This window comes from Acinetobacter sp. YH12126, assembly GCF_013418745.1.
Classification (GTDB): domain Bacteria; phylum Pseudomonadota; class Gammaproteobacteria; order Pseudomonadales; family Moraxellaceae; genus Acinetobacter; species Acinetobacter amyesii.
Genome location: NZ_VPBM01000006.1, coordinates 1 through 13,820 on the forward strand (window position 1 = coordinate 1; position 13,820 = coordinate 13,820).

Sequence of the window (13,820 nt, forward strand, 5' to 3'; positions counted from 1 at the left end):
AATAGCAAGAGTGAACCACCTGATCCCTTCCCGAACTCAGAAGTGAAACCTCTTAGCGCTGATGGTAGTGTGGGGTTACCCATGTGAGAGTAAGTCATCGCCAGCTCATTATTCGAAACACCCCCTGGCTAGTGCAGGGGGTGTTTTTTTATGTGGGGAAAAAGGGAAAGTTATCAAAATAGAAAATAATAAGAGAAGCAAATTCAAAAAATAAGAAAACGAGAGATATTTAAAGAAAATAAAACTAAAATGCTCAATCCATCTATATCATTTTAAAATCTTTTGCTAATGAAAATGTGTAATAAATCAATATAATAAAATCGTTTATTTCATTAATAATATATAGGGTATTTAAGATGTTTTTAAAAAAATTATTAACTATAGTTTTATTTGCATTTGTTTCTTTAAATACTACAGCTGGTGTGTATCAGGATAAACTAAGTGAATGTTTGGTAAATAAAATTTCAGCAGAAGAGAGTCAGAACTTAACGGCTTGGATTTATTTGGCATTTTCAGCACATCCAGAAATTTCTAAGTATAGTAAAGTGACGTCCGCTGAGATGCAAAAGATTGATAAAAATATGGCAAATTTATTTCAAGATTTATTTACTAAACGTTGTAATGCTGAAATCAAAGCTGTTACAGAAAATGAAGGAACAAATGCTTTGGGTAAAGCATTTGAACTATTGGGGAATCGTGCAGCTGAGAACCTGATGAAAAATCCAGTTGTTGAAAAACGTATTGCATCATTTGCACAATATTTTGATGAAGATAAAATGCGTGAATCGATGAAATAAATTGAATTGGACTAGGTGAATGTATTTGACAGTTGATATTCGCTTAGTTCATTACTCACTCTTTTTAAAGAATATAATAATTGCCCTAATAATACATTTTTTGATGTCAAGACAACTAATATCATAGGGTGCTGAGGGTGAGAGATCGCTGTGAGTAATGCTTTACCATTTTCTGCATCTAATGTAATGGTTTGACAACCGACTAAATTAATTTCATTAGTAAAAGCTTGAACCATTGCTAAGATTGAACTGCTTACAGCTGCAAGTTTTCCAGAATTTTCAATATTTTTCTTTTCTATAGATTTTAATTCAAAACCATCAGTTGAACATAACATCATATATTCAACACCGGACACATCAGAAATTAACTCCTTCATGAGTTTATGTGCTTGTTCAATAAGCTGTAGTGGTGCTGAACGTGTTGTACGAATTGCTGTATTCATAATATCTTCATCAGATTGAAAGTTGAACTTCGGCTTTTGCAATAAGTGCTTCTAGAATAAAAAGAATGTCTTTTTTATTTCTAGCATCGATATAAAAAATGGGGTGATGTATCTGTTGTGAATCTTGCCATTCTTTATAAAGTTTGGTGGATTTATACTGAGTACTATCTAAATGTGTAATCGCGATGATGATGTTTTCATTATTTTCAGAAAAATAATTTAAATAATCATTCAGCTGCTGAATTGGATGGTCATGTGTATGATCAATCAAAATAATTGTACCAATCGCGCCGTTACAAATGGTATTCCATATAAAGTTAAATCTTTCTTGGCCCGGTGTACCATATAAACCAAGTTTAGTACCATCGGCGAGAGTAAGTTCACCGTAATCGATTCCAACAGTAGTCAACATTTTTTGATGCGCATTTTGATCAGTATTAAGCGCTTCTGTACTCAGTACAGGAATATCAGAAATACTTTGAATAGCAGTGGTTTTTCCGGCACCCATCGTTCCGGCAAATACGATCTTGTATTGCTGTAAAATCATAATGAAATTTTAGATTCCTAATTTTTTTCGAAGACTACGGAAAAAACTCTGTAGTGGATTTGAAGATTCTTGAGCTGTTTTTTGGCTATGATATACACTCGCCATGGCTGGTATCTCTTCTATGATTACAGCAATGTGGCATGCAAATAAATAGCGATTGATAATGTTTTGGCTCAAATGTATTTGTTCAGCAATATATTGAGTAGAACTACCTTCCATAAAAAAAGCGGATATTTTCAATAGTGATTGTCGCTCAGCACAATGTATAGGCTGTGGCCAATGCAAAAGTTTATAGTGGCTTGTGTAATTGGGGGGAGTATCATCTACGTAATCCCAAACAAATTGCCATAATCCATGCTGTAAATTTATTGATTCCAACCCATATTTAAAAGTGACAACTGTATTTGTATCTGCTGAAATGAGTGTGATTTCAGAATTTTGTGTGATTTGTATATTTTGTTCTATCCAAAACTCATTGCTTAAGTTATCAATGAGTGCGATTGGTTTTTGATCTAAAAGCAATAGTTGACGTTGATGTTTATTTAAATCTTTAAAAGCCTGTGAGATCTGGAGTGCATTTAATTTAGGTTTTGTGTCTTGAACAACAATAGGATTGGACACATTTACAGGATTAATGTCTCGGAACCTTAACGCAACTGAATGCTCTAACCAATGCTCAAATTGATTGGTATTTGTTAGGGGTAAAAACAGGGTATCGTGTTCGATTTGATTTGCTTTCAATTCATTTTTTTTAAGTTTAAGTATGATTAAAGCTTCGTGCCTTATTTTATTTATATTCGGCAGGTCGATAAAGTCATCATTGATTAATAGGACTTGGAGTTTCGAATCTGCAATGTTTGTCCAATGAATAGTAAAAGTTTCAGATAGCTTATTTGAAATAATAGATTTAATGTCATTGATAACATTTAGATTTAAGCCAAAGATAGAAATATATAATGTGCTATTCACGAAATGGTCCAGAAAAACTGGGTTATTTCTTGTGAAATAACCCAACTTTAAATTAAGAAAAATCTAATTCTTTTTCGAAATGTTTAAGTTCATGGCGAGCCATAGCAAGGTTTGATTTACTACGGTCTAATACGAGGTAAAGAAATAATGCTTCATTTGAGTCGAGTGGGCGGATTAAGTGATATTGTTTACCCAGAGTAATTAGAATGTCTTCAATAGAGTCATTTAAATTCAACGCTTTGGCAACTTTACGCTTTGAGCGGACAACTTCAGTATTACCAGCAGCAGCTAATTCTAAATCGATGTCGTTATTGCCTTGTGTCGCCATAGCAAGGCCACTTTCGCTGTCAACCAAAGCTGCAGCAATAAAACCGTCAATGTCTGTTAAAGCGTTTAAAGATAATTTGGCCATTATTAACCCCAATAAATTATATGTTAATCAGTAATATAGTTTTACTGACCTATATGATATTAGCTAAAAATAATGAATAAACAATGCTAAAAAAATCAGCTGGTTGATTATTGTTAATAATAAATAAAGTAAAAATGATGTTTAAAAGATTCTTGGCGGCTAAAAGTTATAGTATTGTGTAGAATATTTAAACTTTTTATAGAATTGTTGTATATGAAATTCAATTAAGGTTGTTGTTTTATAAGAGTTTTTTTATTAATAGATTTAATGTATTATTTCATTAATTTAATATACAAAAACGATTATATAAGATGAAATAAATATTAAAAATATATGCTGTTTGTTTGTTTATTGCTCATTAAAATACATCATATAATATTATTCTAGAATCTATATTTGTGATTTAAGTCTATTAAATTCAAGTATTTGTGATATATGTTAAAAGTTCAATCATGGGGTAATAGGATTGAACTTTACTTCTTATAATGCACTTTTTAAATTATTTCGATGTTGTTTCACTTGTTTTGCATAACGTTTGCCTTGTTTTTTCATTTTTCGATTGGTGTTATAAGCGGTAGGTCCGACATTATAGTAGGCTAAAGCTTTTGGCATGCTGCCAGCGGCATTTTTATATTTAGTTAAAATAAATGACCCACAATTAATATTGGTTAATTCGTCATATAAATCCCCAGGGCATGTTGCTTGCCAATAACGTGGCATCACCTGAGTTAAACCGACTGCACCTGCAGGTGAACTGACATAAGGGCGGAAAGTTGATTCTTGGCGAATAACAGCAGCCAGTAGTAAAGGATCTAAGTTGTATTGATCAGCAGTTTGCACAATGTAGGGTGACACTCGATTTGCAGTTTCAGGATTGACTGAATAGGCCTTTTGGATCCCTGATGAAAGTTTAACAGCACGTTTTTCTACAGAGCCACCACCGAGTGATGAACATCCAGAAATCAGGGTTACAGATATAATAACAGTTGAAAACTTTAAGCTGTGAGCGCTTAGGAGCGACGAAAGACGAGTTGAAAGGCAAGTTTTATTCAGTACATTCTGCATTTATATTCACTTTAAAATAATCATGGCTAAGTGTAATTTCTAAAGTGATAGTATGAACTGGAGACTCAGAGGTCAATATTTTCTTAAGTTGCTCTATACAGTGTAATTGTAAAAATTGATGGAAATGTACTCAAATTACATGATTGTCTAAGTGAAGAGAGAAAAGCAGATCGTGTTAATTGAGTTAGTATTTCTCTCTTTACATTCTTACTTACTTAAGATTGTGGGTTATTCAAAAGCGGAGATCTTTAATTATAAAAAACTTGAATATCCACTCATTAAATATCTCTATTTGAAAAAGCTCTAAAACCTTTTCAGCGAAATTAATTAAATCTAAGTTTATTAAAGCGTTTTAAGCATCCAAATTTCACATGCTTGGCTATGACCTGTATTGCCCTTGGGAGCTTGTAAGTGTTGAAATCCTACTTTTTCATAGAGTTTCACCGCTTGCCCAAGTGTATGTGTGGTTTCTAAATAACACGCTTTAAAATTATGATCTTTGGCAAATTGAAAACAAAGTTCTAAAATATCTTTGGCTAAACCATGACCACGTAATTCAGGCAAAAAATACATTTTTTGGATTTCTAAAATGCTTGAATCTCCAGCTAAAGGAGAAAGGCCGCCACCACCTAAAATTGTACCGTGTTGATTTTCAATAACCCAATATTGTGCATTTGCTTGCGCATAGACGTGATATAAATCATCTAAAATTGGATCTGCAACGGCAAATCCTGATTCAGGTGCTAATCCAAATTCTTTGGAAACTGTGCGAATGACATTGGCAATGCTTGCATTGTCTTCAAGTTGAAGTGGTCGGATCTGAAACATAATCATCGAAAAACAAAAAGATGGATTGTTTATAGACTGATCCTATATAAAAATCCATCTTTAAGTTTCAAATTGCTCAAGCAAAGTAATTATTTTAATTCGCTTGAACTTTTACCCAGTTCACGTCGTGCAACGATTAATTGTTGAATTTGCTGTGTTCCTTCAAATATATCAAGGATTTTTGAATCACGTGCCCATTTTTCCAATAATTCATCTTCGTTATAACCAACTGCAGCTGCGAGCTCTACACATTTTAATGTGATTTCATTACCAACACGGCCTGCTTTTGCTTTAGCGATGGATGCTTCACGTGAGTTTGGTTTTTTGTTGTCAGCCATCCATGCAGCTTTGAGCATGAGTAGACGTGCTGCTTCCCAGTCTGCTTCCATACGGTAGATTTGTGCAGCAATATTCGAGCTTTGTAAGATCGGTGTTGAATACTGCTCATCTAGTTCATCTTTGAAGATTTCTTTAATTCGCTCTAAAGATGCCTTTGCACAGCCTATAGCCATCGCAGCAACCAGCGGCCGAGTATTATCAAAAGTTTCCATAACCCCAGCAAAACCCTTTGCTACATCAATTTCAGCATTGCCTAATAAGTTTGCAGCAGGGACACGACAATCTACAAAACTAATGGCAGCAGTATCAGAGGCTTTAATACCCAATTTATGTTCTAAGCGTTCTACAGTCATGCCCGGCGTACCTTTTTCAACAACAAAGGATTTAATCGCTGCACGACCTAATTTTTTATCTAGCGTTGCCCAAACCACCACGGAATCAGCACGCTCACCCGAGGTAACAAAGATTTTTTCCCCATTGAGAATGTATTCATCGCCATCTTTCGTCGCTGTTGTCCGAATAGCAGCAGAATCAGAGCCGCAATTGGGTTCTGTAATGGCCATAGCGGCCCAAGTTCCTTTTAAGCGTTCTAGTTGTTCATCATTGGCTACTGCGGCAATAGCCGAGTTTCCAAGCCCTTGTCGAGGCATACTGAGCAACAGACCTGTATCTCCATAGCACATCTCGATGATACTGAGTGCAGTCGACATATTGACACCGTTTTTATTACCCGTGTCTGTGTCGCCACGTTTGTTGACGGCAGCACCTGCATTCATGCCATCTCCGCCATCATTCATACCGTCGACGAGGGAAGATAACATGTCTAACTCTTTAGGATAGGCATGTTCAGCTTTGTCATATTTACGTGAAATAGGACGTAGAACATTTAAAGCGACTTCATGGGCTTGTTCGATCAGCAATTTAAATTTTTTCGGATTTTGTAAGTTCATGGACATTTCCTTGTTTTTATTTTGCTGAATTAAGCATGTAAGCCAGATTGAAGAATCGCTGTGGCACGTAAGTCTCGATACCAACGTTCTACGGGATGTTCTTTGGTAAAGCCGTGACCACCTAATATTTGCACGCCATCGGTCCCAATTTTCATCGACTTTTCAGCACATAATACGCGGGCTAAATAGGCTTCACGATGAAAGGGCTTGCCAGCTTCGGCTAGACTTGCTGCGTTTAGGATGAGCATATGCATGGCATCAATTTCGATTGCCATATCTGCAATCATAAATGCCACACTTTGACGATGTGAAATTGGCTCTCCAAAAGCTGTACGTTCGTTGGCATATTGAATGCAATACTTTTTCACTGCAGTTGCGGTACCAACAGCCATTGCACACCACATTAAATTGCCAAGATCGATAAATGAGGTATAGTTGAAATCTTGATCACCTAAGCGTTGGGCAGGGGTCTGATCAAATTTTAAAGTTACCGTTTCAGTGGCTTTCAAACCCATAGCAGGTGTTTTTTTTGCGCTAATGCTCTGGTCGCGTTGCACAATAAAAACTTCAGGCTGCCCATTCAGCATGGCACTCACCAACAGCACATCTGCCTGTTCGCCTAGAAGGACTAAGGTTTTCTCCCCACTGATTTTATACTGCTGGCCATCAGCAATCGCCTGAGTTTTAAGTTGATAGGGATTAAATGCCGCCGTTGCCTCTTGAACTGCAAAGCTTGCACGGAGGGTTGAATCATCTGCAAATGTCGCTAAATAGGTTGCTTGAACAGATTCTGAACCCCATTGGGTGATGGCATTGATACAGCTACACGTCGACAGTAAACCTGCTGTTAAACTAAAGTCACCTTCAGCCAATTGTTCCGCAATTAAGATATTGCTAATGATGTTTTTTTCTGCTGCAACGCCACCCAAATCTTCAGGTAAGGCATAATAATTTAGACCTAGATCTTGGATATGTTGCCATAACGCTTTAGGAAATTTTTCCTCTTGATCGGCTTGATGAGCAAGTGGATACAAAACTTCTGTGGCAAACTGCTGCATCGCATCAGCAGTCATTTGCTGTTCTTCAGTCAGGTTTAAATCAAATAATGATTTTTGTTGATTTGGCAAACGTTGCTTATGCACACCTTTGTTGGTCTGAAATGCTTTTTGTGTCTGGCTCAAGGTTTTAAAACCAGCTTTTGAGCTTTGATACAAAGATTTTTCAACAAATTTGCGCAGTTTAAACTGATCGAGTACATCACTACCGGCAATTTTAGTTAAAAGTGAGAGTCCAAATCCTTGTGCCTTGTTTACCATATTGGTCATTGTTGTTTTCCATTTGCGTTGTTCTTATTTAATGCTGACATGCCAAAGATAGAAAAACCATGTCATAAATGACATGCATGATTGTCAAAGATAAACGGCGAGATTAGGTGGGATTCGATTGCTAAATGATTAATTAAGAATAGAAAAGTAAAAAGGCTTAAAAGTATTGTTATTTTAAAATTGACTTAGCTGACATTTGAGTCAGCCAAGTTTTAAGGTCTGTATTGAATGATTATTGATATTTTTGAATCATACGACGAACATTGGTTTTTGCTTCAATGACGGTCATAAAGGTATATGCACCGATAAATTTACGGCTAATAAACATAAACTCTTTAGGTGGAACTGAGAAATAGCGAGATGCCATCGATTTTGACGCTTGTTGCATCACACGGCTATGTAATTGGCTTTTTTTCCAGTCATAGCGTTGTTGTTCGTCCATAACACCAGCAGGGATGTTTGGGTTATTTGCAGTGCTACTAAATGCCTCTGTCGCTAACAAAAAGACTTTAGCCATATCAGGTTTAATACTTTGTGGAATACCATCAAAGAACTCATAACCTGTCATCGCTTTGACCATTTGCTCAGAGCTATGGTGATAACCCGCGGTAATCAAATTACGCGCAACGCCTAATAGATGCTCATCGAACTGACGGATCGCACCAAAGTCGAGGAGTACGATTTTATCTGGTACATCCGCACCGTTGCCCAAACGGACCAAATAGTTTCCGAAGTTTGGGTCGGTTTGCATTTCACCCCATTCAAAAATTTCGCGTACGGCAATTTCAAGTGAAGCTTCACCTAAGGCGTTACGGCGCTCTTGAGGAAGTGACAGCATTACTGGGCTGTTAATCGGTACACCACGTTCAAAGGTCATACACAGTACTTGAGGTGTTGAATAACCTTCAATGATTTGCGGCACGATATAGCGTGGGTCTTCTTTTAAGCGTGCAGCAAAACGGCGAGTGGTATCTGCTTCGATTTTATAATTTACTTCACGATGCATCATTTCACGAACTTCATCAAACCACTGATCAAATTCACGGGTTTGAGGAACCATTCGTGTCAGTTTGAGCATGTTTTTAAATAGATTCATATCCGAATCGATTGCATCTGCCACACCCGGATACTGGATTTTTAAAACCAATTCTAAACCATCAGATTTGCGTTTTGCACGGTGAACCTGTGCCAAAGATGCTGTGCCAAGTGGCTCATGATCAATCACGAGATCATCAAGTTTTGAGCCAAGTTGATTCTGTAATTGGACTTTGATGGCTGGCCATGCCAATGCAACTGTCTGATTGTTCAGGGTATTGAGGGCTTGCGTGATTTCTTCAGGCAGAAAATGTTCACCATACAACGCCATCATTTGCCCAATTTTTACAATCGAACCTTTTAATTTACCAATTTCTGCGACGAGATATTCAGCCTGATCTTTCATGGCTTTTTTACGCTTTTTCTCTTTTTCTTCCTCACTCGAAAAAATAGAAGTGGCGTTTGATGCTGCCCAACGAGTTCCCGCAAGTAGCGATGCCTTTGCGATAGATAAGCGTCGATCCATAGAAGACGTTTTCAAGTGTTTGAGCTTATCGTTCTGATCTGACATGTAAATTAAATCCTTTAATCAGCAATTCGCAGAAAAATACATTGTAGCTAATTTTAACGTTTCTTAACGTATTAAAATAGTTCAACTTACTGAATATGCAGTAAGCATTTGCAAACTTAAGCAAGATGCCATGTAGACAGGCACATTGGAAATAAAACTATAAACGATATTTGATTTTTACCGTATCATTTTGCATCAATGCAGCTTTATGTTCTTCAATATGTTGATGAATAAGATGTTGGACAGATTCGTCTTTAAATCCGGCAGCATAACCTTTGACAATAATAATGCTCGGTAAGCTAAAAAATAGGGTACGTGCGTTTTCTAGACTCGCATCAGGGAAAACTTGATGTTCGATCAGTAGTTGCTGAAAAAATGCCTTTTCAGTTTGCACGTTTAAAGACTGAGTGTCTTCCCAATAGCTTTGACGCATAGCCATGAGGTTATTGTGCTTATAGCTCATTGGAGCTCCGCATTTAAAATTTAACTGTTTGTATGGGGATGATTTTAAGAAATTAAAGCTTGGGATCAAGTACAAATTGCTAAACAATTGAGCTTGAATTGGTTTTTATTCGTAATTTTTATCTATTAGGTTTTATAGCATGCTGAAGAAAGGCATAAAGTACACATTTCATTTCAGCGAATGTATCAGACCTCATATATACGGTTATGAAATGCTTTCAAGCGGTGAATAATGCCGTATTTTTATTATAAATAGCATTAAAACAAGGTATCATAGGGCGTTTAAAAAATTATGAACTGGAGACGCCTTAAGTGGATCGACCGACTATTAGCCCTGAACATTTACAGGAAGCAGCTGAAAACCTATCTACAATTCGTGATTATATCCGCTTTGGGGTAACAGCTTTACGTCAATATGATGCCCACTTAGGACAAGGTACAGAAGACTATTTTGCTGAAAGCTCAGCATTGGTTTTACAAACGTTATCTCTAGATTGGAATGCAGATGCGGAAATCTTAGATGCGAAATTATTGCCTAGTGAAGTTGCAGAATTTTTAGCATTGTTAGAACGTCGTATTAATGAAAAAGTTCCGACGTCTTATTTACTAAACTTGTCATATTTCTTTGGTAAGCCATTTTATGTCGATGAACGTGTACTGATTCCACGTTCTCCAATCGCGGAATTGATTGAAAACCGTTTTGCGCCATATTGCTTAGGTGAAAATGGCGAAATGGGTGCTGCGGTTAATAATCTACCTGAAAATGCCAATCCAAAAACTCCTCAGCGCATTTTAGATATGTGTACGGGTTCGGGTTGTATCGCGATTGCTTTAGCATATGCATTCCCAGACGCTGAAGTTGATGCAACAGATTTATCTAAAGATGCGCTTGAAGTGGCACAAATTAACTGTGAACACCACAATAAACAATATCAAGTGGCTTTACTTGAGTCTGATTTATTCGCCAAAATTCCAGCAGAAAATCAATATGATTTAATCGTGTCGAATCCACCGTATGTGGATGCTGAAGACATGGCAGATTTACCAGAAGAATTCCACCATGAACCTGAAATGGCGCTTGCTGCGGGTCAAGATGGTTTGGATCTTGTACGTAAAATGTTGGCACAAGCTGCAGATTACCTGACTGAAGATGGCTTAATTGTGATCGAAGTGGGTAACTCAGAATGGGCAATGCGTCAAAACTTCAATACCGTTGATTTTTACTGGTTACAGTTCCAAAAAGGCGGTACAGGTATCTTTGCATTGACTGCTGCTCAATGCCGCGAATACCGAGATTTATTTATTCAATCTGTTCAAGCATAAGGAGTCGTTTGACATGGCAGGTAATAGTATAGGGCAACTCTTCCGTGTAACGACTTGTGGTGAATCTCATGGCGTTGGTCTGATGGCCATTGTGGATGGGGTTCCACCGGGTATTGAACTGACTGAAGCCGATTTGCAAAAGGATCTGGATCGTCGTAAGCCGGGCACATCTAAGTTTGCGACTCAGCGTAAAGAACCCGATGAAGTTGAAATTATTTCAGGCGTATTTGAAGGCAAAACAACCGGTACATCGATTGGTCTATTGATCCGTAACACAGATCAAAAATCAAAAGATTATGGCAACATCGCGCAAACTTTCCGTCCGGGTCATGCAGACTATACGTATACACATAAGTATGGTTTCCGTGATTATCGTGGTGGTGGTCGCTCGAGTGCTCGTGAAACTGCGATGCGTGTTGCTGCGGGTGCGATTGCTAAAAAATTCTTGTTTGAGAAATTCGGCATAGAAATTCGTGGTCATGTAACCCAAATTGGTACCGAAAAAGCAGAGAAATTGGACTGGAATGAAGTTCCAAATAACCCATTTTTCTGTGGTGATGCAGATGCTGTCCCACGTTTTGAGGCTCTCGTAACTTCACTTCGTGAACAAGGAACGAGCTGTGGCGCCAAACTGGAAATTATTGCGACGCAAGTGCCAGTCGGTTGGGGCGAGCCTGTATTTAATCGTTTAGATGCAGATATTGCACATGCCATGATGTCTATAAATGCCGTAAAAGGTGTTGAAATTGGTGATGGCTTTGGCGTTGCTGAGCAGTTTGGTCATGAAACACGTGATGAGTTAACTACGGATGGTTTCTTGGCAAACCATGCAGGCGGCATTTTGGGCGGTATTTCGAGTGGTCAAGACATTCGTGTTGCGATCGCCTTGAAACCAACAGCTTCCATTACTACGCCGGGTAAAACCATTACGATTAATCGTGAAGATACAGATGTGTTGACCAAAGGTCGCCATGATCCTTGTGTCGGTGTTCGCGCGACACCAATTGCAGAGGCGATGTTAGCAATTGTGCTCATGGATCACTTCATGCGTAACCGTGCCCAAAATGCGGATGTAGTTGCACCATTTGCCCCAATTGAACCCAAGTGAGGAAACAAAGCGCTGCTTTGTTCCGAACGCGGTTGGTGAGTAGCGTTAGCGAGTCACAGTAGATAAATAACAAAGCGTTGCTTTGTTCCGAACGCGGTTAGTGAATAGCGTTAGCGAGTCACAGTGGATAAATAACAAAGCGCTGCTTTGTTCCGAACGCGGTTGGTGAGTAGCGTTAGCGAGTCACAGTGGATAAATAACAAAGCGTTACTTTGTTCCGAACGCGGTATGGTGAGTAACGTTAGCGCGTCACAGAGGATAAATAACAAAGCACTGCTTTTTGTTCCGATGCTGTTGGTGAATAGCTTTAGCAAGTCACACTGATGAGCAAATTGCATAAAAAAACCAGACAATTGTCTGGTTTTTTTATTTCAGTAAAATAGACCCATGAAAATAAATAGCTAAAAATATGAATATACGAAAAGCTTTACTTGGTGATATTCAGCAGCTCGAAAGCTTAATGAATATAGCCTATCGGGAAAATCATCCCAAGAGTTGGACCACGGAACATCATATTGTTCGAGGAAATCGAATAAATGTCTCTCAACTCAGTCAACTCTTACAAAAAAAGGATTTTCATCTATATGTGATGGAATCGTAAAATACTCAGATCATGGGGTGTATTGGTATTCAAATGCAGGGTATGAGCTGTGAAATTGGTCATTTTGCAATTCATCCAAATGAGCAACCTTAGGGCTTTGGAAAAAATTATTGCAATTTGCAGAACAACAAGCGATGTTGATGGAACCCAATGTTGAAGAATTTGTGATGTATGTGATTGATCGGCGTTTAGAATTAATAAAATATTATCAACGACGTGGCTATAACATAACAGATGAAAATCAAGCCTATCCTCTTCATCTAGAGGTAGGTCAACCGATTTGTGAACTGACAATTAAACAATTAATTAAACGAATAAAATAAAGACCATGTGATGCATTTGATTAATTTATAAGATGAGATGAATAAAAAATCCCAAAAGAAGACATAGACTATCTTTTGGGATATTTTAGACTATTTGGGCTTAAGAGTAAGCACGTAAAAATAGTCGGTAGGCATCTGATGATTTTTGGTTTTTTAGCATATAGTGTGCGATTTCACCTTGGTTGGTATTCATAATCACCGCAATATCTTTTGCGTCACAGAATTGTTTAAGCACAGTATCTGGGATCATCACGGTATTAGAAGAATCAATCACATTTGAATTATCTAAGCGACGATAATTTGTTTGACCTATTGCAGGATAAGACAAAACTTTGCCGTCAATCACAAAAGATATTTCACTCATATCAAGCTGCTGTTGATCATAAGAATGCAGTGAAAGTGCATACTCACCTTTGTTTATTTGCCAATCAATTGCAAGTTCAGGACATTTTTGCCCAGCTTCACATAGTAACTGACCTCGAGTAATGGTCCGTTGGATCACTTTGCTGTTTTCAACGGTATTCACACCTTTTAGCTTCAAGGTTCTTGTTTCAGGTTTATTTTTAGGTACGGTAATACAACCCGTGAGTAGTAGGAGTGTGAATCCTAGAACTAAATAATTTTTCATGCGTATTTCCATGTTAGCGTTATTTTTATGAGCAATATTTATTTTGGTACATATTCACACAGAAAAACAAAAAAAGTAAAATACATCACACTTT

16 protein-coding genes and 1 rRNA gene are annotated in these 13,820 nt (G+C 37.6%); 6 read left to right on the top strand and 11 right to left on the bottom strand.

Features of this window, described 5'->3' with window-relative positions; genetic code table 11:
* Both rrf and FTU62_RS04770 read left to right on the top strand, forming a co-directional pair.
* Positions 1 to 106: ribosomal RNA gene (gene rrf, locus FTU62_RS04765) — 5S ribosomal RNA — on the top strand; the annotation flags it as partial.
* Between the two features lie 250 nt (positions 107 to 356).
* Positions 357 to 797: a hypothetical protein gene (locus FTU62_RS04770; protein ID WP_180035693.1), complete on the top strand. Its 441-nt coding sequence runs from the start codon at positions 357 to 359 to the stop codon at positions 795 to 797.
* A gap of 11 nt (positions 798 to 808) precedes the next feature.
* Here FTU62_RS04770 and FTU62_RS04775 read toward each other — a convergent pair whose 3' ends face one another.
* The 10 genes from FTU62_RS04775 to FTU62_RS04820 all read right to left on the bottom strand — a co-directional run bounded on the left by FTU62_RS04775 (position 809) and on the right by FTU62_RS04820 (position 9,744).
* The gene (locus tag FTU62_RS04775; RefSeq protein ID WP_180035694.1) at positions 809 to 1,240 is read right to left on the bottom strand and encodes a roadblock/LC7 domain-containing protein; all 432 of its coding nucleotides are present in this window, start codon (positions 1,238 to 1,240) and stop codon (positions 809 to 811) included.
* Positions 1,241 to 1,250: 10 nt separating this feature from the next.
* Positions 1,251 to 1,787 carry an ATP/GTP-binding protein gene (locus FTU62_RS04780; RefSeq protein WP_078193879.1) on the bottom strand — a complete coding sequence of 179 codons (537 nt, stop codon included), beginning with the start codon at positions 1,785 to 1,787 and terminating at the stop codon, positions 1,251 to 1,253.
* 9 nt (positions 1,788 to 1,796) lie between these two features.
* Positions 1,797 to 2,756, bottom strand: a complete 960-nt coding sequence (locus FTU62_RS04785; RefSeq protein ID WP_111884298.1) for a hypothetical protein — start codon at positions 2,754 to 2,756, stop codon at positions 1,797 to 1,799.
* 52 nt (positions 2,757 to 2,808) lie between these two features.
* The gene (locus tag FTU62_RS04790) at positions 2,809 to 3,168 is read right to left on the bottom strand and encodes a hypothetical protein (RefSeq protein WP_078193877.1); all 360 of its coding nucleotides are present in this window, start codon (positions 3,166 to 3,168) and stop codon (positions 2,809 to 2,811) included.
* Between the two features lie 480 nt (positions 3,169 to 3,648).
* The gene (locus FTU62_RS04795) at positions 3,649 to 4,233 is read right to left on the bottom strand and encodes a lytic transglycosylase domain-containing protein (RefSeq protein WP_180101989.1); all 585 of its coding nucleotides are present in this window, start codon (positions 4,231 to 4,233) and stop codon (positions 3,649 to 3,651) included.
* A gap of 342 nt (positions 4,234 to 4,575) precedes the next feature.
* On the bottom strand, positions 4,576 to 5,061 hold the full coding sequence (locus tag FTU62_RS04800; protein WP_078193892.1) for a GNAT family N-acetyltransferase: 486 nt from the start codon (positions 5,059 to 5,061) through the stop codon (positions 4,576 to 4,578).
* A gap of 89 nt (positions 5,062 to 5,150) precedes the next feature.
* A complete protein-coding gene (locus FTU62_RS04805) occupies positions 5,151 to 6,350 on the bottom strand; it encodes an acyl-CoA dehydrogenase family protein (RefSeq protein WP_180101990.1) in 1,200 nt (399 codons plus the stop codon).
* A gap of 29 nt (positions 6,351 to 6,379) precedes the next feature.
* Positions 6,380 to 7,666 carry an acyl-CoA dehydrogenase family protein gene (locus FTU62_RS04810; protein WP_180078946.1) on the bottom strand — a complete coding sequence of 429 codons (1,287 nt, stop codon included), beginning with the start codon at positions 7,664 to 7,666 and terminating at the stop codon, positions 6,380 to 6,382.
* Between the two features lie 241 nt (positions 7,667 to 7,907).
* The gene (locus tag FTU62_RS04815; protein WP_180101991.1) at positions 7,908 to 9,281 is read right to left on the bottom strand and encodes an AarF/ABC1/UbiB kinase family protein; all 1,374 of its coding nucleotides are present in this window, start codon (positions 9,279 to 9,281) and stop codon (positions 7,908 to 7,910) included.
* A gap of 157 nt (positions 9,282 to 9,438) precedes the next feature.
* Positions 9,439 to 9,744: a hypothetical protein gene (locus tag FTU62_RS04820; RefSeq protein WP_078191029.1), complete on the bottom strand. Its 306-nt coding sequence runs from the start codon at positions 9,742 to 9,744 to the stop codon at positions 9,439 to 9,441.
* A gap of 311 nt (positions 9,745 to 10,055) precedes the next feature.
* Between FTU62_RS04820 and prmB the strand changes: the two genes are divergently transcribed.
* The 4 genes from prmB (at position 10,056) to FTU62_RS04840 (ending at position 13,098) form a co-directional block, all read left to right on the top strand.
* A complete protein-coding gene (gene prmB / locus FTU62_RS04825; RefSeq protein WP_078193871.1) occupies positions 10,056 to 11,066 on the top strand; it encodes a 50S ribosomal protein L3 N(5)-glutamine methyltransferase in 1,011 nt (336 codons plus the stop codon).
* 13 nt (positions 11,067 to 11,079) lie between these two features.
* Positions 11,080 to 12,174 carry a chorismate synthase gene (gene aroC / locus FTU62_RS04830; protein WP_180101992.1) on the top strand — a complete coding sequence of 365 codons (1,095 nt, stop codon included), beginning with the start codon at positions 11,080 to 11,082 and terminating at the stop codon, positions 12,172 to 12,174.
* A 409-nt stretch (positions 12,175 to 12,583) separates the two neighbouring features.
* On the top strand, positions 12,584 to 12,775 hold the full coding sequence (locus FTU62_RS04835) for a hypothetical protein (RefSeq protein ID WP_180101993.1): 192 nt from the start codon (positions 12,584 to 12,586) through the stop codon (positions 12,773 to 12,775).
* A gap of 110 nt (positions 12,776 to 12,885) precedes the next feature.
* On the top strand, positions 12,886 to 13,098 hold the full coding sequence (locus FTU62_RS04840) for a hypothetical protein (RefSeq protein WP_180101994.1): 213 nt from the start codon (positions 12,886 to 12,888) through the stop codon (positions 13,096 to 13,098).
* A gap of 100 nt (positions 13,099 to 13,198) precedes the next feature.
* On the opposite strand, the gene FTU62_RS04845 is transcribed toward FTU62_RS04840, so the two are convergent.
* Positions 13,199 to 13,726 carry a hypothetical protein gene (locus FTU62_RS04845; RefSeq protein WP_180101995.1) on the bottom strand — a complete coding sequence of 176 codons (528 nt, stop codon included), beginning with the start codon at positions 13,724 to 13,726 and terminating at the stop codon, positions 13,199 to 13,201.
* Between the last annotated feature and the right edge of the window lie 94 nt (positions 13,727 to 13,820).